The organism is Variovorax multivorans (genome assembly GCF_051216835.1).
Classification (GTDB): domain Bacteria; phylum Pseudomonadota; class Gammaproteobacteria; order Burkholderiales; family Burkholderiaceae_C; genus Variovorax.
The window spans coordinates 644,252-663,482 of record NZ_JBPJZL010000003.1 but is presented as its reverse complement, the minus strand read 5'-3'; the positions used below and the strand labels follow the sequence as shown (position 1 = coordinate 663,482).

Annotated in this window: 19 protein-coding genes; 9 read left to right on the top strand and 10 right to left on the bottom strand. The window is 68.0% G+C overall.

All coding sequences use genetic code 11. The features are described 5' to 3' along the window. Entirely contained in the window at nucleotides 1–573 is a 573-nt protein-coding gene (gene ruvA, locus ACSFCA_RS10160; RefSeq protein WP_258352837.1) for a Holliday junction branch migration protein RuvA, read from the top strand. A gap of 72 nt (nucleotides 574–645) precedes the next feature. On the opposite strand, the gene ACSFCA_RS10155 is transcribed toward ruvA, so the two are convergent. Genes ACSFCA_RS10155 through ACSFCA_RS10125 form a run of 7 tightly spaced genes read right to left on the bottom strand, consistent with a single transcriptional unit; the run spans nucleotide 646 to nucleotide 7,117 of the window. Beyond that, entirely contained in the window at nucleotides 646–1,242 is a 597-nt protein-coding gene (locus ACSFCA_RS10155) for a YdeI/OmpD-associated family protein (RefSeq protein WP_435459080.1), read from the bottom strand. Beyond that, a complete protein-coding gene (locus ACSFCA_RS10150; protein WP_093056687.1) occupies nucleotides 1,239–2,195 on the bottom strand; it encodes a phosphatidate cytidylyltransferase in 957 nt (318 codons plus the stop codon). The genes ACSFCA_RS10155 and ACSFCA_RS10150 overlap by 4 nt, the downstream gene beginning before the upstream one ends. Beyond that, nucleotides 2,192–2,917, bottom strand: a complete 726-nt coding sequence (locus tag ACSFCA_RS10145) for a lysophospholipid acyltransferase family protein (RefSeq protein WP_435459081.1) — start codon at nucleotides 2,915–2,917, stop codon at nucleotides 2,192–2,194. The genes ACSFCA_RS10150 and ACSFCA_RS10145 overlap by 4 nt, the downstream gene beginning before the upstream one ends. Beyond that, nucleotides 2,914–3,363 (bottom strand): hypothetical protein, encoded by a 450-nt coding sequence (locus tag ACSFCA_RS10140; protein ID WP_435459082.1) that lies wholly within the window; start codon nucleotides 3,361–3,363, stop codon nucleotides 2,914–2,916. Before ACSFCA_RS10140 ends, ACSFCA_RS10145 begins: the two co-directional genes overlap by 4 nt. Next, complete coding sequence (locus tag ACSFCA_RS10135; RefSeq protein WP_435459083.1) at nucleotides 3,353–4,705, bottom strand: phosphatase PAP2/dual specificity phosphatase family protein; 1,353 nt, start codon at nucleotides 4,703–4,705, stop codon at nucleotides 3,353–3,355. Before ACSFCA_RS10135 ends, ACSFCA_RS10140 begins: the two co-directional genes overlap by 11 nt. Further along, complete coding sequence (locus ACSFCA_RS10130; RefSeq protein ID WP_258352841.1) at nucleotides 4,702–6,468, bottom strand: bifunctional alpha/beta hydrolase/class I SAM-dependent methyltransferase; 1,767 nt, start codon at nucleotides 6,466–6,468, stop codon at nucleotides 4,702–4,704. The genes ACSFCA_RS10135 and ACSFCA_RS10130 overlap by 4 nt, the downstream gene beginning before the upstream one ends. Nucleotides 6,469–6,499: 31 nt before the next feature. Continuing rightward, nucleotides 6,500–7,117 carry a CDP-alcohol phosphatidyltransferase family protein gene (locus ACSFCA_RS10125; protein ID WP_258352842.1) on the bottom strand — a complete coding sequence of 206 codons (618 nt, stop codon included), beginning with the start codon at nucleotides 7,115–7,117 and terminating at the stop codon, nucleotides 6,500–6,502. 87 nt (nucleotides 7,118–7,204) lie between these two features. Between ACSFCA_RS10125 and ruvB the strand changes: the two genes are divergently transcribed. Both ruvB and dmeF read left to right on the top strand, forming a co-directional pair. After that, nucleotides 7,205–8,269, top strand: coding sequence for a Holliday junction branch migration DNA helicase RuvB (gene ruvB / locus ACSFCA_RS10120; RefSeq protein ID WP_093056682.1), 1,065 nt, complete (start codon nucleotides 7,205–7,207; stop codon nucleotides 8,267–8,269). 6 nt (nucleotides 8,270–8,275) lie between these two features. Continuing rightward, on the top strand, nucleotides 8,276–9,223 hold the full coding sequence (gene dmeF / locus ACSFCA_RS10115; protein WP_435459084.1) for a CDF family Co(II)/Ni(II) efflux transporter DmeF: 948 nt from the start codon (nucleotides 8,276–8,278) through the stop codon (nucleotides 9,221–9,223). On the opposite strand, the gene ACSFCA_RS10110 is transcribed toward dmeF, so the two are convergent. Then, on the bottom strand, nucleotides 9,220–10,974 hold the full coding sequence (locus ACSFCA_RS10110) for a lysoplasmalogenase family protein (protein ID WP_435459085.1): 1,755 nt from the start codon (nucleotides 10,972–10,974) through the stop codon (nucleotides 9,220–9,222). The two genes, dmeF and ACSFCA_RS10110, sit on opposite strands and share 4 nt — an antisense overlap. Before the next feature lie 94 nt (nucleotides 10,975–11,068). Between ACSFCA_RS10110 and ACSFCA_RS10105 the strand changes: the two genes are divergently transcribed. Then, nucleotides 11,069–11,938, top strand: a complete 870-nt coding sequence (locus ACSFCA_RS10105) for a UDP-2,3-diacylglucosamine diphosphatase (protein WP_258352845.1) — start codon at nucleotides 11,069–11,071, stop codon at nucleotides 11,936–11,938. An 18-nt stretch (nucleotides 11,939–11,956) separates the two neighbouring features. Here the strand turns inward: ACSFCA_RS10105 and ACSFCA_RS10100 are convergent, their stop codons facing one another. Further along, a complete protein-coding gene (locus ACSFCA_RS10100; protein WP_258352846.1) occupies nucleotides 11,957–12,196 on the bottom strand; it encodes a hypothetical protein in 240 nt (79 codons plus the stop codon). Between the two features lie 247 nt (nucleotides 12,197–12,443). Between ACSFCA_RS10100 and ACSFCA_RS10095 the strand changes: the two genes are divergently transcribed. The 5 genes from ACSFCA_RS10095 to ACSFCA_RS10075 all read left to right on the top strand — a co-directional run bounded on the left by ACSFCA_RS10095 (nucleotide 12,444) and on the right by ACSFCA_RS10075 (nucleotide 18,756). Further along, a complete protein-coding gene (locus tag ACSFCA_RS10095) occupies nucleotides 12,444–13,640 on the top strand; it encodes an acyl-CoA dehydrogenase family protein (protein ID WP_435459086.1) in 1,197 nt (398 codons plus the stop codon). A 9-nt stretch (nucleotides 13,641–13,649) separates the two neighbouring features. After that, entirely contained in the window at nucleotides 13,650–14,783 is a 1,134-nt protein-coding gene (locus tag ACSFCA_RS10090) for an acyl-CoA dehydrogenase family protein (RefSeq protein ID WP_435459087.1), read from the top strand. A gap of 88 nt (nucleotides 14,784–14,871) precedes the next feature. Continuing rightward, nucleotides 14,872–15,984, top strand: coding sequence for a CaiB/BaiF CoA transferase family protein (locus ACSFCA_RS10085; protein ID WP_435459088.1), 1,113 nt, complete (start codon nucleotides 14,872–14,874; stop codon nucleotides 15,982–15,984). Between the two features lie 11 nt (nucleotides 15,985–15,995). Further along, on the top strand, nucleotides 15,996–17,555 hold the full coding sequence (locus ACSFCA_RS10080) for a long-chain-fatty-acid--CoA ligase (protein WP_435459089.1): 1,560 nt from the start codon (nucleotides 15,996–15,998) through the stop codon (nucleotides 17,553–17,555). A gap of 40 nt (nucleotides 17,556–17,595) precedes the next feature. After that, the gene (locus ACSFCA_RS10075) at nucleotides 17,596–18,756 is read left to right on the top strand and encodes an acyl-CoA dehydrogenase family protein (RefSeq protein WP_435459090.1); all 1,161 of its coding nucleotides are present in this window, start codon (nucleotides 17,596–17,598) and stop codon (nucleotides 18,754–18,756) included. A gap of 27 nt (nucleotides 18,757–18,783) precedes the next feature. On the opposite strand, the gene ACSFCA_RS10070 is transcribed toward ACSFCA_RS10075, so the two are convergent. Next, nucleotides 18,784–19,161, bottom strand: a complete 378-nt coding sequence (locus ACSFCA_RS10070; protein ID WP_435459091.1) for a hypothetical protein — start codon at nucleotides 19,159–19,161, stop codon at nucleotides 18,784–18,786. Nucleotides 19,162–19,231 lie beyond the last annotated feature (70 nt).

The following is a 19,231-nucleotide window of genomic DNA, read 5'->3' as shown; positions in this document are numbered from 1 at the left end:
ATGATAGGCAAACTGACCGGCACGCTGGCCGAACGCAATCCGCCGCAGGTGGTTGTGGATTGCAACGGAGTCGGCTATGAGGTCGACGTGCCGATGAGCACGTTCTACAACCTGCCGAACCTCGGCGCGAAAGTCTCCCTGCTCACGCACTTCGTCGTGCGCGAGGACGCGCAGATTCTCTACGGCTTCGGCACGGCGGAGGAAAGGGCGGCTTTCCGCCAGCTCATCAAGATCACCGGCGTGGGGCCGCGCACCGCGCTGGGCCTGCTCTCGGGCATGAGCGTGGGCGAGCTTTCGCAGGCGATCACGACGCAGGAGCTCGGACGGCTCGTGAAGATTCCGGGCATCGGCAAGAAGACCGCCGAGCGGCTGCTGCTGGAGCTCAAGGGCAAGCTGGGTGCTGACATCGGCCTGCCGGCGCATGCGGCTTCCGATGCGCAGGCTGACATTCTTCAGGCGCTGGTCGCGCTGGGGTACAGCGACAAGGAGGCTGCGCTTGCGCTCAAGGCGCTGCCGAAGGATGCGACGGTGAGCGAGGGGATCAAGATGGCGTTGAAGTCGTTGGCTAAGTGAGCGCTGTTCTCCGGGGCGCGCTCACGCCGCCCGGTGTCATTCGCACGCACCCCGGAACGAAACTCTCGCCGCTCAGGGGTAGATCTTTTCGCCCTTCGCCAGCATCTCGACGAACTTCTCGATGCGGCGTGCCCGGGTTTCAGGCTTCTTCGCCCCCTGCGTACGGAACAGCACCGCAAAGCGGTTGCGCGCATCCAGCGTCGCGAAGAACTTCGCAGCTTTCTTGTTCGCATCCAGCGCGGCCTGCAGATCGGGCGGCACCGTCGCCACGCTCGCGGCTTCGTAAGCCGCGTCCCAGCGCCCGTCGGCTTTCGCGCGCTCGATCTCGGCCAGTCCGGCCGGCTGCATGCGGCCTTCGTCGATGAGCTTGAGCACCTTGGTGCGGTTGATCTGCGACCAGATGCTGCGCTTGGTGCGCGGCGTGAAGCGTTGCAGGAAATACTGCGCGTCATCGCTCTTGCGCTGGCCGTCGATCCAGCCATAGCACAGCGCTTCCTCGAGTGCGGCGGGGTGGTCGATGGAGGCGATGCCGCTGTCCTTCTTCGCGATGCGAAGCCATACGCCGGCGGCGGTCGTGTGGTGGCGCTTGAGCCAGCGCGTCCACGATGCGGCGTTGGTGCACTCGACTGGCGTGTCGTGCGGAATGCGCTCCGCCGTCTTCGTGGTCATGGCACCCACCAGTAGCGCAGCGCGTGGAAGTAGATGGGTGCTGCAAAGATCACCGAGTCGAGCCGATCGAGCATGCCGCCGTGGCCCTCGATCATCGAGCCCCAGTCTTTCACGCCGCGATCGCGCTTGATGGCCGACATCACGAGGCCGCCGAAGAAGCCCATCAGGCAGATCGTGAGCGCCATCAGTGCGGCCTGCCACGGGTTGAACGGCGTGGCCCAGTACAGCGCCGCGCCCAGCGCGGTGGCGCTCGCCACGCCGCCGATCAGGCCTTCCCAGGTCTTGGAGGGCGACAGCTCGGGCGCCACCTTGCGCTTGCCGAAGAGCTTGCCCCACACGTACTGCAGCACGTCGCTGCCTTGCACCACGATCACCAGGAACGCGATCAGCAGCAGGTTGCGGCCTTCGAAGCCAGGAATCTGCAGCGTGAGCAGGGCCGGCACGTGGCTGATGCAGAACACGCACACCATCAGCCCCCACTGGATCTTCGAGGTGCGCTCCAGGAAGCGGCGCGTGTCGCCGCCGACCGCCGCCAGGATGGGCAGCAGCAGGAAGGCATAGACCGGGATGTAGATCGCGTAGAGCCCGTACCAGTCGATCCAGATCAGGAAATACTGTCCTGGCAGCGCGAGGTAGAAAGCCAGCGCGATCGGCGCATGGTCGCCGCGCCGCGTATAGGCCAGGCTGATGAATTCGCGCAGCGCATAGAACGAGATCAGATAGAACAGCACGATCACGCCGCCCTTGCCAAAGGCAAAGGCAATGCCGATCACCGCCACCATCACCCACCACGCATTGACGCGCGAGTTGAGGTTGTCGATCACCGAATGCGGCTGGCCGTGCGCCACGCGCCACTTGAGCAGTGCGCCGATGGCCGAGGCCAGTATCAGCACGCCGGCCACGCCGCCGAAAAGCTTGAGCGTGGTCCACGCGAAAGGAGAGAGTTCGATCACGAGGCGCTCCCTCCGTTGCTTTGTCCGTTTTGTTGTTCGATGCGGTCGTATTCGGGGCGCAGGTCGAGCATCGCCGTGCGCGCGCGAGCGATGAAGGTGTTCTTGTCCTCACCCTCTGCCAGCTTGATCGGCGCGCCGTAGCGCACCGTGCAGGCCAGCGGAATCGGCACCAGCGTGCCCTTGGGCAGCACGCGCTTCAGGTTCTCGATCCACACCGGTACCAGCCGTACGTTGGGGCAGGCGCGCGCCAGATGGAAGAGGCCGCTCTTCAGCGGCAGCAGGATTTCGTCGCCCGTGTTGCGCGTGCCCTCGGGGAACATGATGAGCGAGTCGCCGGCATCCAGCGCCTCCTTCATCTGCTCGACCGGGTTCTCGCCCTGGCCCGAGCCGTCGCGGCGGATCATCAGCGCATTGAACACGTCGGCACCGATGAACTGGCGCGTCTTCGATGCCATCCAGTAGTCCTGCCCGGCCACCGGCCGCGTGAGCGCGCGCAGGTCGGGTGGCAGCGTGGCCCACAGCAGTACGAAGTCGCCGTGGCTCGTGTGGTTGGCGAAGTACAGCGTCTGCTCGGCCTTCGGCGTGGTGCCCGACCAGATGGCGCGCACCCCGGTCAGCAGCCCGGCCGCGCCGATGATCAGCTTGCCGGCCACGATGGCGAGCCCGCGCCGCAGCACGGTGCTTTCAGGCTTGTCGTTGTTCTTGTTGTTTTCTTCGGTCAAGAGAGGTCCTGTGTCATCAAGGCAAGGAGGAACAAGGCGCTCTGGCACGCGACCACGATGGCGTGGCGCTGCATGAGCTGTCGGGTGCCCTGTACGCGGTCGTCGAGCGGGCGCGTGGTGTTGTGTTGCGACGGCGGTGGCTCGCGCAGTCCCAGGGCGGAGAGTGCCTTGTCCAGCGCATCGAGCGAAGCGACGGTGTTGCGCGCGAGTCCGTCGAACAGCGCCTCGTCGAAGCGCAGCCGGAACGCGAAGTAGCGCTCCAGCGCGCCGAGGATCACGACCGCGCCGAAGCCCATGGTGGCAGTGGTCGAGAGCGAGCGCAGCGTCAGCGCGAGCACCAGCGCCGAGATGCAGGTGAGCGCAAAGCCCCAGAGGCCCAGCAGCGCGATGGCGCGCAGCAGGCCGGCCAGTGCGGCGCAGGTGGTTCGGTCGTTGTCATCGGTCATGGGGCGGTACCTCCGGCAAAGGTTTGAACGGCTCCAGTGACACCCGCCAGGCCCCCCGCAGCACGATCTGCGGCCGTGCGCGGCGCATCGTGTCTTCGGCCTGGGCGACGCCGCCGGCCGGGCCGTAGCGGCCCAGCCAGGCGATTGCCGCCGCAGCGCTGCGCGAGAAGCCGAGCGCGCAGCAGACCCACACTGTGGCACCGTCCGCGTTCCGGCGCTGGCCCTCGATGACGGCCGCCGCGCGCTGCAGGCGCACGGTTGGCGGCACCGTCAGGTCGAGCAGCGGCACGCAGCGCGCATGCGGCATAACGCCCGCCGGCATCTGCAGCTCGGCGCACAGGCTCACCAGACGGGGCTGTCCGGCGGCCAGCCACTCGGCGTGCGTCGGCCGGCGGCCCAGCCGCAGGCCCGGCACCACTTCGACCGAGGCGGGGAGCTTGCGCGTCCAGAGCCAGGCGTTGACGGCGGCGCCGAGCCGGTAGGGCGCCAGCATCCAGCGTGCCGCCCAACCCATGCGGCCGTGGCCGTCCATCTGGAAACCGCGTGCGCCGAAGCCGATGTAGTTCAACGCCACCAGCGCGAGCGACGCGGCCGGCCATGCGAGCCACAGCGCGACGCCACCGCCGTACAGCGCGGCCGCCAGGAACAGCGCCGCGCCCACTGCGTAGAAACCCGCGAGCTTCCAGCGCTGCGAGTCGCGCGTGATGCGCCACGCACGCGGCATCGACACCACGCGCTCCAGCGGCCACAGCCACACGCAAAACAGGCCGAGCAGCGCGCCGGTCGGAATGTCGATGAAGTGGTGCTGCCACGTCGTGAGCACCGACGCGCAGATGGCGAAGGCCCACACATGCAGCACCAGCCGCGCCCAGAGGGGCCGGATGAACTGGCGGTACCAGTCCCACAGGATCACGGCCAGCGCGATGTGCAGCGAAGGCGCCTGGTTGAACGGCTGGTCGAACCCGCGCAGCGCGTTGAACAGGAAAGCCGGCGCCCCATCGACCGGCGGTTGCCCGAAGCTGAAGTGCAGCGGCCAGAGGATGAAGCAGCTGCAGGCGATGAGCGTGGCCGTCACCAGCCGCAGCGCGTGCCGGTCGAGCGTGTGCCTGCTACGCGCCAGGAACAGCGACAGCGCATAGAAGACGTTGATCGTCCAGTACGGAAAGATCGTCCACGGCCAGAACGGCACCTGCCGCTCCCACTCGAAAGCCATCGACGGCACGTTCGCCCGCGTGGTCGCCCACCAGTTGGCGAAGCCATAGGTCGCGTAGAACAGCGGCCCCAGAAACACCAGCCATGCGGCGGCGCGCTTCCAGGGCCGTTGCGCCAGCCAGGCGGTCATTGCGTGACGCGCACTGCCAGCGACACCGTGAAGATGCCCCACTCGTCGACCCGCTGGTCGATCTTGCGGAAGCCCGCTTCTTCCACCAGCTGGTCCATCTCGTACTGCGTGCGGCGCCGCATCACCCAGGCCTCGCCCTGGCGGTGGCTGGTGAGGGCGCGCGCGATCATCTCGAGCTGCGGATGCCAGGGCTGCCCGGTGTAGACGAGGTAGCCGCGGTCTTCCACCGCGTCGCCCACGCCCGCGAGCGAGCGGCGCACCATTTCGTTGTCGGGGAACAGCTCGTACAGGCCCGACACCACGGCCAGCGTGGGCCGCGGCAATACGCTCGCGAGGCTCATGCGGTCGAAGGCATCGGCTTGCACGAATTGGGCGACGTCTTCCAGGCCCTTCTCGGCGATGAGCGCCCGGCCATCGCGCACGTTGATGTCGCTGTAGTCGCGCAGCAGGATGGAGCTGGCCTTGACGGGGCTGGCCAGCACCGCGTCGAGCACGTAGCGGCCGTGGCCGGCGGCGATGTCCATCACGCGCACCTCGCGGTGCATGTCGGCCAGGCGTTCCATCGCGATGCGCAGCAGCTCTTCGACGTGGATCTTGCGTTGGCGTATGCCGCGCCAGCCGATGGAGTCCAGGTAGGTCTTGTCGATGGAGCGGCCGATGGCCGAGCTGCCCTGCGGATGGTTGCGGTACACGTAGTCGAGCGTGCTGCCCGAGTCGAAGCCGGTGGCATGGCCGAGCTTGATGCCCTCGGACATCGTGCCGCCCAGCTTCAGGCTCGCGCGGGTCATGGCCCAGTAGGCGCCGCGCGGCGACAGGGGCGACAGCGGCTCGGCCAGCGCGCGCGACTCGTCGGCCGTGTCGCCGCTCAGGTGCGCCTCGCGGCGGTCCACCGGCACGGCGGGCTCGTCGAAGCGCTGCAGGATGAATTCGCGGATCGAGGCCACGGCCGGCGCCCGGTCTTTCTCGCCCAGGGTGTCGTGGAAGAAGCCCGGCAGCTCCGTCTTGGTCTTCACTGCGCTGCCCAGCCGCTCGAAGAACTGGTGCTGCGGCTTGTGGTGCACCACCCAGTCGGCGCCCGAAATGAGCAGCTGCACTGGCAGCGTGATCGCGTTGGCGTCGGCCACCACGCGGTCGGCGGCCTCGTACAGGCCCAGCAGGATGTTGACCGCGATGGGCCGCGAGATCAGCGGATCGCTCTCGTAGCTGGCGATGCGCTGCGGGTCGTGCGTGAGGAACTTCGCCTTCACGTAGCTGTTGACGAAGAACAGGCCGCGCAGCTTGTGCATCAGCCCGAGCCCGGCGCGTGCGAACGGCACGTAGAGCTTGACCTTGAAGGCCGGCGAGGCGAGTGTGAGGCCGCGTACCTTGGGCGCGTAGTCGTGCGCCCAGGTGGCGATCAGCACCGCGCCCACGCTCTGCGCGACCACGTGGATGTCCTGCTCGGGCACGCCGTGCGCCGTGCCGATGTGCTGCACGAAGGTCTGCACGTCGCGCACCGAAGTGCCGAAGCTCGGGCTGTAGCCGCGCTGCCCGGGCGAGCGGCCATGGCCGCGGGCGTCCCAGGCGAAGAAGTCGAAGTCGGGCAGGTTCAGCTCGTCGACCAGGTGCGCCATGCGCGCACCGTGTTCATGGCCGCGATGGAACAGCACGATGGCGCCGCGCCGCGTGGCGCCGGTGGCCGGCCAGTGGCGGTAGAAAAGAGATTCGCCGTCGTGCGTCTGGAAATGAAGCTCGTTCGGAGCGCGTGGAGTGGTGTCGTTCATTGAATCCCTGTGAAATCTTGTAGGAGCTTGTTCAGTGGCGGCCTGCGGCGTCGGCCTCGGCCAGTGCGCGGCGGATGCGGTTGACGGTGGTCCAGGCCACCAGCACTGCAAGCAGCGGCATCAGCCAGGCTGTCCAGCCCGGCAGCGGCAAGCCCAGCGCCACGTAGAGGCCGAGCGCGCCGAACACGAAGGCCCGGTCGCTCTTGCCCAGCGGGCCGTCGTAGCGGCGCGAGGCGCCCACCGTGGGGCCAAGCGCGCCGGCGAATTCGCTCAGCCCGGCCAGCACGATCACCGTGCCGACCCAGAAGCCGCTGAAAGGCAGCACCAGTGCAAAGGGCAGGTACAGCGCCGCGTCGGAGACCACGTCGGTCAGTTCGTTGAGAAAGGCGCCCAGCCTGCTCTGCTGGTTGTGTTCGCGCGCCAGCATGCCGTCGATGGCGTTGAAGGCCATGCGCAGGAACATCCACAACGGAATGAGCCCGAAGGCCGCCAGCGAGGGCGCCGCGAAGAAGAGCCAGAGCCCGAGCGCGACCGAAACGACGCATGCCGCCATCGTGACCTGGTTGGCTGTGACGCCCATCGCATGCAGGCGGACCACCAGCGGCCGCAGCAGGGCCTGGAAACGCGGCTTCAGTTCGTAGATCGACACGTGCTGGCTTCCCCTCGTTTGTTATGTGCCGAAGCATTCTGCCAGTCTGGCCCAAGGACTAAACTTGCCGACGCAGACCCTTACCCAATGACCATCCAGACAGACGACTTCGCGCCCGCCCCCCAACGCGTGGTGTCCGCAGCCCCCGCATCGCCCAACGAAGAGGCGATCGAACGGGCCCTGCGCCCCAAGCTGCTCGACGAATACGTCGGCCAGGCCAAGGTGCGCGAGCAGCTCGAAATCTTCATCGGCGCCGCGCGCAAGCGCAAAGAGGCGCTCGACCACGTGCTGCTGTTCGGCCCGCCGGGCCTGGGCAAGACCACGCTGTCGCACATCATCGCGGCCGAGCTGGGCGTCAACCTGCGCCAGACCTCCGGCCCCGTGCTCGAGAAGCCCAAGGACCTGGCGGCGCTGCTGACCAACCTGGAGCCGAACGATGTGCTTTTCATCGACGAGATCCACCGCTTGAGCCCGGTCGTCGAGGAAATCCTGTACCCCGCGCTGGAGGACTACCAGATCGACATCATGATCGGCGAGGGCCCCGCGGCGCGCAGCATCAAGCTCGACCTGCAGCCCTTCACCCTGGTGGGCGCCACCACCCGCGCCGGCATGCTGACCAACCCGCTGCGCGACCGCTTCGGCATCGTCGCGCGGCTGGAGTTCTACACGCCCGAAGAGCTGGCGCTGATCGTGACCCGCAGCGCCCGCCTGCTCAAGGTGGAGACCGACGAAACCGGCGGCTTCGAGATCGCCCGCCGTTCGCGCGGTACGCCCCGCATTGCCAACCGCCTGCTGCGCCGCGTGCGCGACTACGCCGAGGTCAAGGGCAATGGCCGCATCACCGAAGAAATTGCGCACAAGGCACTGGCCATGCTCGACGTCGATCCGCAGGGCTTCGACCTGATGGACCGCAAGCTGCTTGAGGCCGTCATCCACCGTTTCGACGGCGGCCCGGTGGGCCTCGACAACGTGGCGGCCAGCATCGGCGAGGAGCGCGACACCATCGAGGACGTGATCGAGCCCTACCTCATCCAGCAGGGCTACCTGCAGCGCACGCCGCGCGGGCGCATCGCCACGTTGGCGGCGTACCGCCACCTGGGCGTGACGCCGCCTTCGAGCCGTTCTGACGGACAAGACCTCTTCGGAGCCTGAAGACACATGCACACCCATGACCTGAGCGCCTGGCAGCACGACCACCATTTCGGCGCCGACACCGCCTCCGCCGAGCGCAGCACGCGCCTCGTGATGTGGATCACCGCCGCGATGATGGTCGTCGAGATCGGTGCCGGCTGGTGGTTCAACTCGATGGCGCTGCTGGCCGACGGCTGGCACATGAGCTCGCATGCGCTGGCCATCGGCCTGAGCGCCTTTGCCTATGCGGCTGCGCGGCGCTACGCGCGCGATCCGCGCTTTGCCTTCGGCACCTGGAAGATCGAAGTGCTCGGCGGCTTTGCCAGCGCGCTGGTGCTGTTGGGCATTGCGGCGCTGATGGTGGTGGGCTCGCTGGAGCGGCTGTGGTCGCCTTCGGCCATTCACTACCCCGAAGCCATCTCGGTCGCGGTGCTGGGGCTGGTGGTCAACCTGGTCTGTGCGCGGTTGCTGGGTGGGGCGCATCACCATCATCACGGGCATGACCACGGTCACGCCCATGAGCACGACGACCATGGCCACGACTTGAACCTGCGTTCCGCCTACATGCACGTCGTCGCCGACGCAGCCACTTCGGTGCTGGCCATCGCGGCGCTGCTGGGCGGCTGGTTCTATGGCTGGGCCTGGCTCGATCCGGCGATGGGCATCGTCGGCGCGGTGCTGGTGGCGGTCTGGGCCAAGGGGCTGCTGAAGGAAACCGGCAAGGTGCTGCTTGACCGCGAGATGGACCACCCGGTGACGCAAGAGATCCGCGAAGGCGTCGAGACGACGCTGGCCGATTCGGAAACGCGCGTGGCCGATCTGCACGTGTGGCGGGTGGGGCGTGATGCGTACGCCTGTGCGCTCACGGTGGTGACGCATTCCATGACGCTGACGGCGGACGAGGTGCGGGCGTGCTTCTCGATGCACGAGGAGATTCGCCACTCCACGGTGGAAATCCAGCGCTGCGTCGACTAGCTCCTTGTTCTTCCCGCAGGCCGCGTGTGCCGCACGATCAGAATCTGCGCCGCGTAGTAGGTCGCCAGCACCCACAGCGACGCCAGCGGCAGCGGTGACACGAAACGGTTTGTCGCCAGCAGCGAATCGCTCAGCATGAAGAAGCACGCGCCCACCGCCACCCACGGCGCGGACGGGTCCGCGCTGCGCAGCACGGCGGCTCGCCCGATGGCTTGCGCCGCCATGCAGGCGATCACGATCACATAGACGCCGACCGGCACCCGCAGGGCGACGGGCAGCCCGCCTTGCCAGAGAAACGCGTACATCCCCCCGCCGATCAGCAGCGTTGCCGCGAGCACGCCGCGGCGCGGAAACAGGCCGACCCCGATGCGGAACAGCGCGATGTACGCCAGGTGCGCCAGCAGGAAGCACACGAGCCCGGGCACGAACAGCTTGGCCGGCCCCATCAGCAACACGTCGCCCGCTAGCGAGGTCACCAGCCCCGTCAGCAGCAGTCCGTCGAAGATCGTTACGGCACCCGCCGCCACCGCCCGCCGCGCGGCGAAGAAGATCGCGATCGACAGGGCCAGCGGCTTGAAGACGAGGTGCAGCCAGCCAATGCCCAGCGCCGCGCTGGCCGTGGCCAGGGCCGCTGCCTCGATCAGCAGCACCTCGGTCATCGACAACCGCCCCTGCAGCACGCCGCCAATGGCCCACAGGCTCGCCGTCAGCGCGGCCAGCCAGACGGCGGCCTGCGGCAGCGGCATGGTGTCGGAGAACCACAGGAAGAATATGGCCCCCGCCAGCATCAGCATGAACTGCGCGCCCGCGAACCACTGCACGGCCCGGCTCACCACCGGTTCGTAGCGCGTCACCTTGGAAATGTCGAAGGCTGGTTTCGGAAATCGCGCCGCCACGTCCGTGGGCCGCCAGCCCGGTGGCTTGAACCACACGAGCAGCTTGTCGGCCCAGCTGCGCGCATGCCATGAATCCTTCGCCAGCGCCCAGTACACCTCGGCGTTGGCCCACAGCGGGTCCCAGCTGCGCAGCTCGCCGCGCGTGCCGTACACGCAGCGTTCGTCTTCCTCGCGGAAGCTGCCGAACATCCGGTCCCACACGATCAGGATGCCGCCGTAGTTGCGGTCGAGGTACTTGTCGTTCACCGCGTGGTGCACGCGGTGGTTCGACGGCGAGCAGAACCAGCGGTCGAACCAGCCCAGCTTGCCCACCTGCTCGGTGTGCACCCAGAACTGGTAGAGCAGGTCGACCAGCGCCACCACGCCGAACACCAGCGGCGGCACGCCCGCCACCGCCATCGGCAGGTAGAACACCCAGCCCAGCAGTGCGCCGCTCGAGGTCTGCCGCAGCGCGGTCGACAGGTTGTAGTGCTGGCTCTGGTGATGCACCACGTGCGCCGCCCACAGGATGGCCGACTCGTGGCCCATGCGGTGCAGCCAGTAGTAGCAGAAGTCGTAGAACACCAGCGCCAGCAGCCAGCCGTACCACGTCGTCCAGAAGTCGCGCGCCGCCTCTTGCGGAAACAGCGCCACCGCCGAATACACGGCCGTATAGATGCCGATGCGCAGCAGCCCCGTGAGCACCGCGCTGATCTGGCTCAGCATGCCCAGGCCGATGCTGTTCACTGCGTCGGCGAGGCGATAGGTGTCTTGCCCCGTGCCGCGTCGCGCGCGCACGCGGCCGACCGCGAATTCGATTGCGATCAGCAGGAAGAAAACGGGAGTTGCGAGAACGATGATCTGGCCGGGGCGCATCGCGCGATTGTGGCGTTGCCGTCGGACCACAAGTCACCGGGATGTCACGGAGGCGCCATCGTATGGTCACGTGGCGGTGGGAGCCTACCCGTCCATGCAACGCGACGACGCCTTCCTTCGTGCATGGCACGACACCGCGACCCGGGCCCTCGACCCCGAGGACGACGATCGCGTACGTCCACCCCTGCAATTCCGCACCCTCTGGATCTCCGATCTGCACCTGGGCACGCCCGGTTGCCAGGCTCGTGCGCTGCTCGATTTCCTGAAGCACACCGAGTGCGAGACCCTGTTCCTGGTTGGCGACATCATCGACGGGTGGCAGCTCAAGCGCCACTGGTACTGGCCGCAGGCGCACAACGACGTGATCCAGAAGCTGCTGCGCAAGGCGCGCAAGGGCACGCGCGTGATCTTCATCCCGGGCAACCACGACGAGTTCGCCCGCAAGTACCTGCATCACAACTTCGGCGGCATCGACGTGGCCGAAGAATGGATCCACGAGACGGCCGACGGCCGCAAACTCTGGATCATCCACGGCGACCTGTTCGACGGCGTCATCCAGTGCGCCAAGTGGCTCGCCTACGTGGGCGATTCGCTCTACGAGTTCACGCTCAAGCTCAACCGCCACCTCAACTCGCTGCGTGCGCGCATGGGGTTGCCGTACTGGTCGCTGTCCAAGTACCTCAAGGGCAAGGTCAAGCGCGCGGTGAGCTACGTGGGCGACTTCGAAGTGGCCGTGGCCCGTGAAGCCCGCAAGCGCGGTGCACAGGGCGTGGTCTGCGGCCACATTCACCATGCAGAGATGCGCGACATCGACGGCATCCTCTACTGCAACGACGGCGACTGGGTCGAGAGCCTGACGGCACTGGCCGAGCATGCCGACGGCACGCTGGAAATCATCGACTGGGCGCAGCACATGCCCGTGCCGACGAAGGCGACGCCGCAGCGCGAAGCCATCGCGGCCTGAGCCGGTCGGGCAGGCCGGTCAGCCCTTGCGGCTGGAGTCGTTCGACGTATGGCCGAGTTGCTCGCGCCAGACGTCGTAGTGCCGAAGCATGCTCTTGCCCACGTCGTCCATCCATAGCCACCAAGCCAGCGCGAGCTTCTCGGGGCCGTCGGGCTCCAGCGGAGAGGTCTGGAAAAGGGTGGCGGGCGGTTCCGGCAGTTCGTAGTCGCACAGCCGTTCAACGCTGCTGTGCGAGAAGCCGGGAATGACAGTGCTCACTGCTGTGCTCCTTCGAGGGCGGCGCGTTCTTGGGCGCCCGGAACAACTCCCGCACGCATTGGAGCAGGAACCGGGACGCCGACACATCGGATTATCCCGAATGGAAACAAAAGACTACGCCAGACGGTGGCTTTCGAGGCGCCATGTCGCGCGCGGCTCTACGTTCGTCCGATCCGACGATGCCGCTGAACCTCCTGGGGCGTCACACTCGGCCGGTGTATTCCGACAGCAGGAGACGACAGACACCATGGCCTGGGCACTCACGGCGGCGGAGACCGCATTCCGCGACGAGGTTCGAGACTTCCTGGCGCGTGAGCTGACGCCCGAGCTGCGTGCCGCGGGCCGGCGCTGCTCCGGCATCTTCACCGACTACGAATATGGCAACCGCTGGCACCGCGTGCTGGCAAAGCGCGGCTGGAGCGTGCCGAACTGGCCGGTCGAGCACGGCGGCACCGGCTGGACGCCGATGCAGCACTACCTTTTCGCGGCCGAGCTTGCCGCCGCCGATGCGCCGCCGCGTGCACCCATGGGCCCAGGCATGGTCGCGCCGGTGATCATCGCCTTCGGCACCGAAGCGCAGAAGCGCGCGTGGCTGCCCGGCATCCGCTCGGGCGAGGACTACTGGTGCCAGGGCTACTCGGAGCCGCAGTCGGGCTCCGACCTGGCCTCGCTGCAATGCAAGGCGGTGCGCGACGGTGATCACTACGTCATCAACGGCACCAAGATCTGGACCACCCACGCGCAGTACGCCAACCGCATGTTCTGCCTCGTGCGCACCACCTCCGGCGGCAAGCCGCAGCAGGGCATCAGCTTCCTGTGCTTCGACATTCCCGCGCCGGGCATCACCATCCGGCCGATCATCAGCATCTCGGGCGACCACGAGTTGAACCAGGTGTTTTTCGACGACGTGCGCGTGCCGGCCGACGGGCTCATCGGTGAGGAAAACCAGGGCTGGACCATCGCCAAGTACCTGCTGCAGCACGAGCGCGGCGGCGCATGGGCGCCGATGCTGCGCGCGCGTCTGCGCCGGCTGACTGCCGCGGCGGAAGCGGCCTTTTCAGCTTCTGGCGGCGACGCACACGAAGCCGACGACATGGCCCTGCGCCTGGCCGAAGCCGAGTGCGCCATCGACGCCCTCGAAGCTACCGAGCTTCAATCGCTGCGCGCGCAGGCCCGCGGCGAGCAGCCGGGCATCCGCCCATCGATGGGCAAGGTGCTGGGCTCAGAGTTGCGCCAGCGGCTGACCGAACTCGGCGTCGAAATCGCCGCGCACTACGCCGCCGCCGACCTGCCGCTGGACGACGGCTTGCATGGCGAGCTGCCTATTCCCGAAGACGCCGTGTTCTCGATGTCGGCCTACCTCAACGACCGCGCGGCTTCCATCTACGCGGGTTCCAACGAAGTGCAGCGCAACATCGTCGCGGCTCACCTGCTGGCGAACTGAGGTTCTTCCATGAGCACCCTCACCGAACAGGACGAAACCCTCGCGATGCTGCGCGACAGCCTCGCGCGCTACCTCGACGACAACCACGGCTTCGAGCAGCGGCTGTACGCGCTGCGCAAGGCCGACGATGCGCCACCGCCGTTCTGGCAGGGCCTGGCCACCGAGCTCGACCTGCTGGGCGCGGCGCTGCCCGAGTCGCAGGGCGGTCTGGGCGGTGGCATGGCCGCGCACCTTGCGATGATGGAAACGCTGGGCGGCGCGCTCGCTGCCGAGCCGTATCTGTCGACGATGGTGATCGGCGCGGGCCTGCTGCAGCGCCACCCCGGCGCGCTGGCCGATGCGCTGCTCAAACGCGTCGTTGCGGGCCAGGCCATGCTCGCCTTCGCACACGGAGAGCCGCAGAGCCGGCACGACCGCGCTGACGTGCAGACCGAACTCGCGTGCGACGGCAACGGCTTTCGCCTGAACGGCCGCAAGGCCGTGGTGCACGCCGCGCCATGGGCCAGCCACTTCATCGTGAGCGCGCGCAGCAGTGCCGGCCTCTCGCTGCTCGTCGTGCCCAGAGACACAGCCGGCGTGCGCCTGCGCGTCTACCCGACCCGCGACGGCGGCCGCGCCGCCGACATCGCCTTCGACGACGTGCGCCTGCCCGCTGAAGCGCTACTCGGCGCCGAGGGCAGCGCGCTGTCGCAGATCGAACGGGCGCTCGACGAAGCCACGCTCGCCGTCTGCGCCGAGTCCATCGGTGTCATGCGCCGCCTGATGCGCGACACGCTCGACTACGTGCGCCAGCGCAAGCAGTTCGGCGTGCCGATCTCCAGCTTCCAGGTGCTGCAGCACCGCCTGGCCGACATGTACATGGCGCTGGAGCAGGCGGCGGCGCTCACGGCGAGCGTTGGTGAATACATCGACACAGCCGGAGACAACGAACGCGCCCGTGCCGTGTCTTCCGCCAAGGTCGCAGCCGCCAAGGCCTGCAAAGCCGTGGGGCAGGGAGCGGTGCAGCTGCACGGCGGCATGGGCATGACGGAGGAGCTGGCGGTCGGCCACTACGTGCGCCGCGCCACGCTCATCGAAGGCCAGTTCGGCCCGCCCGCGTGGCATCTGCGCCGCGTCGCGAAGCTGCGCACCGCCGCAACGTAGATATGGCGAACGGGCCGCATTCGTCGCTTTGGACGATGCAGCCCCGCCGCCCCCGCGCCAAGATGCCTCCACACACAGGAGACAGACCATGGCAGGTCCACTGCAAGGCCTTCGGGTGATCGAGATGGCGGGCATCGGCCCCGGGCCCTTCTGCGCGATGCTGTTCGCCGACATGGGCGCGGAGGTGGTCCGCATCGAGCGCCCCGGCACGCGCACCGCGCCGCACGACATCCTCGCGCGCGGGCGCAGCACGCTGCAGGTCGACCTGCGCGCGGAAGGCGCGGCGCAATCCGTGCTCGACGCCATCGGGAAAGCCGACGTGCTCATCGAGGGCTTTCGCCCCGGCGTGATGGAGCGTCTCGGCCTAGGCCCTACCGAATGCCATGCGCGCAACCCGCGGCTGGTCTACGGCCGCATGACAGGCTGGGGCCAGCACGGCCCGCTGGCGCATGCGGCAGGCCATGACATCAACTACATCGCCATCAGCGGCGCGCTGCACGCCATCGGCCGCGCGGGCGAGCCGCCGGTGCCGCCGCTGAACTACGTGGGCGACTTCGGCGGCGGCGCGATGCTGCTGGCCTTCGGCATCCTTGCCGCGCTGCACGAGGCGAAGAACTCCGGTCAGGGCCAGGTGGTCGATGCCGCCATGACCGATGGCGCGGCACTGCTGTCGGCCATGATGTACGGATTCAAGTCGGCCGGCCAGTGGAGCAACCAGCGTGGCGAGAACATGCTCGACGGCGGCGCGCACTTCTACGACACCTACGCCTGCGCCGACGGCAAGTACGTGGCCGTGGGCGCCATCGAGCCGCAGTTCTACGCGCTCATGCGCGAGCGCTGCGGCATCGCCGACGACACCGCCTTCGACGCACAGATGGACGCCGACCGCTGGCCGCTGCTCAAGCTGCGCATGGCCGACGTGTTCCGCACCCGCACGCGCGACGAGTGGTGCGTGCTGCTCGAAGGCAGCGACGCCTGCTTCGCGCCCGTGCTCGACTGGGACGAGGCCCCGGAGCACCCGCACAACGTGGCGCGCGGCACCTTCGCCAACGTGGGCGGCGTGGTGCAGCCCGCGCCCGCGCCGCGCTTCAGCCGCACCGCGCCCGTGGTGCCGCCGGCCACGGCGCGCGACGACGGCCCCACCATGCTGCGCCGCTGGGGAGTGGCAGCGGATGCCATCGCGCCCCTGTGCGGCGCCTGAAAGAGCCCCGCATGTTCCTCACCCAACCCCTGCTCAAAGGCCGCCGCGAAAACGCCAAAGCCACCGCCGTGGTCTGCGGCAACACGCGCCTGGACTTCGGCGCCTTCACCGACCGCGTCGCGCGCCTGGGCGCCGTGCTGAAGCAGCTCGGCATGGCGCGTGGCGATCGCGTCGGCATGATGAGCCTCAACTCGCACCGCTTCGTCGAATACTTCTTCGGCACCTGGTGGGGCGGCGGCGTCATCAATCCGGTCAACATCCGCTGGAACCCGAAGGAGGTCGCGTACTCGCTCGACGACTGCGACACCCGCATCCTGCTGGTCGACGACCTCTTCGCGCCCATGGTGCCCGCGCTGCGCCAGCTGTCGAAGTCGCTGCGCACTGTGGTCTATTGCGGCGACGGCGTCGTGCCCGAAGGCATGGCCGGCTACGAGGCGCTGCTGGCGCAAGCGCAGCCCATCGACGACGCATCGCACAGCGGCGACGAGCTCGCCGCCATCATGTACACCGGCGGCACCACCGGCCAGCCCAAGGGCGTGATGCTCACGCACGGCAGCCTGTGCATCAATGCGCTGGGCACGGTGGCCGCATTGCCGCGCGACACGCACGACGCCGCCGCCATCGTCGCGGCGCCCATGTTCCACGTGGCCGGCTGCGGCGTGGCGTTGCAGAGCCTGTTGCGGCAGATGCCGGTGCACGTGGTGCCGATGTTCGACGAACTGGCCGTGCTGCAGACCTTGCAGTCAGCGCGCATCACCGAGATGTTCCTGGTGCCGACCATGATCAAGCGCGTGATCGAGCATCCGCGTTTCGCCGAGTTCGACCTGTCCAGCCTGCGCCTGCTGTCGTACGGCGCGGCGCCCATCGACGCAGCGCTGCTCGACCAGGCCATGCGCGCCTTTCCGGGCACCGCGTTCGCGCAGGTGTACGGCATGACCGAGCTGTCGCCCGTCGTCACCGCGCTGCCGCCGCACTGCCATCAGCCGGGGCCCGACCGCGAGCGCCTGCTGCGCTCGGCGGGCACGCCGATTTCCATTGCCGAAGTGCGCATCGTCGACGGCGAAGACAACGAGCTGCCCCACGGCCAGGTCGGCGAGATCGTCGCGCGCGGCCCCATGGTCATGAAGGGCTACTGGAACAAGCCCGAGCAGACCGAGGCCGCATTGCGCGGCGGCTGGATGCACACCGGCGACGGCGGCTACATGGACGAGCAGGGCTTCGTGTACGTGGTCGACCGCATGAAGGACATGATCGTGAGCGGCGGCGAGAACGTGTATTCGGCCGAGGTCGAGAACGCCATCGCGCAGATGCCGCAGGTGCTGATGTCCGCCGTGATCGGCGTGCCCGACGACAAGTGGGGCGAGCGCGTGCATGCGGTGATCGTGCGGCGCGAAGGCATGGCGCTGGAGGCAGAGGCCGTCATCGCCCACTGCCGCGACCACATTGCCAGCTACAAGTGTCCGCGCAGCGTGGAGTTCCGCGACGCGCTGCCGCTCTCGGCGGCCGGCAAGCTGCAGAAGTTCCAGCTGCGCGAACCCTTCTGGGCCGGCAGGGAGCGCCGCGTCGGCTGAGCGCCCGAAGACAGCAAGACAACAAACCAAGGAAGACAACATGTCCATCGATTTCCGCCGCTCCTGGAGCGACGAAGACCTGGAGCTGTACCGCGACAACGTGGTGCGCTTCGTCGAGACCGAAGTGCTCCCGCACGACGAGGAAGCCCGCAAGCGCGGCCACGTGGGGCACGAGGTGTGGCGCAAGGCCGGCGCCCTGGGCCTGCTGTGCGCCGACATTCCCGAGGAATACGGCGGCGCCGGCGGCGACTTCCGCCACGAGGCCGTGGTCTACGAGGAGATGTCGCGCCGTGCGCTCACCGGCATGGCAACTTCGGTGCACGCCATCGTGGCGCACTACTTCCTCAACCACGGCACCGAGGCGCAGAAGCTCCACTATCTGCCGCGCATGGCGCGCGGCGAACTGGTAGGAGCCATCGCCATGACCGAGCCCGGCGCGGGCTCCGACCTGCAGGGCGTGCGCACCCGCGCCGAGAAAACGAAGGACGGGAAGGACGGCGGCTACCTCATCAACGGCTCCAAGACCTTCATCACCAACGGCTTTCTCGCCGGCGTGGTGCTGGTGGTGGCCAAGACCGACCCAACGCAGGGCGCGAAGGGCACGTCGATCCTCATCGTCGAGACCGAGGGCTGCAAGGGCTTTCGAGTGGGCCGCGTGCTCGACAAGATCGGCATGAAGGCGCAGGACACCTCCGAGCTTTTCTTCGACGACGTGCGCGTGTCCGCCGATGCGCTGCTGGGCGGCGTGGAAGGGCAGGGCTTCTTCCAGCTCATGAGCGACCTGCCTTACGAGCGCACCATCATCGGCCTGAGCGCGCTCGCCACCATGGAAGGCGCCTACCAGGCCACGCTCGACTACGTGCGCGACCGCAAGGCCTTCGGCAAGCCGATCGCCGAGTTCCAGAACACCAGGTTCAAGCTGGCCGAGATCGCCACGCAGATCAAGGTGGGCCGCGCCTTCATCGACCGCTGCGTGGAAGACCTCGTGGCCGGCAGGCTCGACACCGCCACCGCCTCGATGGCCAAGCTCTGGGGCTCGGAGGCGCAGGGCCGCGTGATCGACGAGTGCCTGCAGCTCTTCGGCGGCTACGGCTTCATGAACGAGTACATGGTGGCGCGCATGTACGCCGACGCCCGGGTGCAGCGCATTTACGGCGGCACCAACGAGATCATGAAGGAAGTGATCGCCAGGGCGCTGTGAGCCTTGGCGACGTATTCATCAGCATCGTCAGGACAGCCGCCGGATCTCCGCCCGTGCAATCTCGCGGTGGGGGTACGACGGCGAGAGGCCGATGAACTGCGTGTACTTCTCGCGCGCCGCGTCGGTGTGGCCCGCGTCTTCCAGCTCCAGCGCTTCCAGCGTGAACTGGGTGAAGAGCCGGTTGGCATCGTTCTCGCGCGCCGACGCGGCCAGCGACTTGGGCTGCAGTTCGGGCTGCGCGGCGTAGATCTGCCGCTGCACTTCGATCACCTCGATCAGCGCGCGGCCGATGCGCTGGATGTTCTCGTCCACGGGGTCGAGGCCGGTGGCCCGCACATCCGCTGCGGCCTGGTCCAGCAGGTGCGAGGCCACGCGCAGCAACTGGTGGAGCTGCTTGTGTGTCATGGGTGGGCCGCTCCGCGCACGCAGCAGCTTTCGGGCTTCGCCGCTTCGGCGAAGCCGGTTTCGTGCAGAG

What these genes read in the sequence shown, in the direction of transcription:
- ACSFCA_RS10140 (WP_435459082.1), bottom strand. Translation starts at nt 3,363, where the DNA reads ATGACCGATGACAACGACCGAACCACCTGCGCCGCACTGGCCGGCCTG.
- ACSFCA_RS10075 (WP_435459090.1), top strand. Translation starts at nt 17,596, where the DNA reads ATGTCCATCGATTTCCGCCGCTCCTGGAGCGACGAAGACCTGGAGCTG.
- ACSFCA_RS10135 (WP_435459083.1), bottom strand. Translation starts at nt 4,705, where the DNA reads ATGACCGCCTGGCTGGCGCAACGGCCCTGGAAGCGCGCCGCCGCATGG.
- ACSFCA_RS10110 (WP_435459085.1), bottom strand. Translation starts at nt 10,974, where the DNA reads ATGCGCCCCGGCCAGATCATCGTTCTCGCAACTCCCGTTTTCTTCCTG.
- ACSFCA_RS10105 (WP_258352845.1), top strand. Translation starts at nt 11,069, where the DNA reads ATGCAACGCGACGACGCCTTCCTTCGTGCATGGCACGACACCGCGACC.
- ruvB (WP_093056682.1), top strand. Translation starts at nt 7,205, where the DNA reads ATGACCATCCAGACAGACGACTTCGCGCCCGCCCCCCAACGCGTGGTG.
- dmeF (WP_435459084.1), top strand. Translation starts at nt 8,276, where the DNA reads ATGCACACCCATGACCTGAGCGCCTGGCAGCACGACCACCATTTCGGC.
- ACSFCA_RS10080 (WP_435459089.1), top strand. Translation starts at nt 15,996, where the DNA reads ATGTTCCTCACCCAACCCCTGCTCAAAGGCCGCCGCGAAAACGCCAAA.
- ACSFCA_RS10155 (WP_435459080.1), bottom strand. Translation starts at nt 1,242, where the DNA reads ATGACCACGAAGACGGCGGAGCGCATTCCGCACGACACGCCAGTCGAG.
- ruvA (WP_258352837.1), top strand. Translation starts at nt 1, where the DNA reads ATGATAGGCAAACTGACCGGCACGCTGGCCGAACGCAATCCGCCGCAG.
- ACSFCA_RS10095 (WP_435459086.1), top strand. Translation starts at nt 12,444, where the DNA reads ATGGCCTGGGCACTCACGGCGGCGGAGACCGCATTCCGCGACGAGGTT.
- ACSFCA_RS10070 (WP_435459091.1), bottom strand. Translation starts at nt 19,161, where the DNA reads ATGACACACAAGCAGCTCCACCAGTTGCTGCGCGTGGCCTCGCACCTG.
- ACSFCA_RS10130 (WP_258352841.1), bottom strand. Translation starts at nt 6,468, where the DNA reads ATGAACGACACCACTCCACGCGCTCCGAACGAGCTTCATTTCCAGACG.
- ACSFCA_RS10090 (WP_435459087.1), top strand. Translation starts at nt 13,650, where the DNA reads ATGAGCACCCTCACCGAACAGGACGAAACCCTCGCGATGCTGCGCGAC.
- ACSFCA_RS10085 (WP_435459088.1), top strand. Translation starts at nt 14,872, where the DNA reads ATGGCAGGTCCACTGCAAGGCCTTCGGGTGATCGAGATGGCGGGCATC.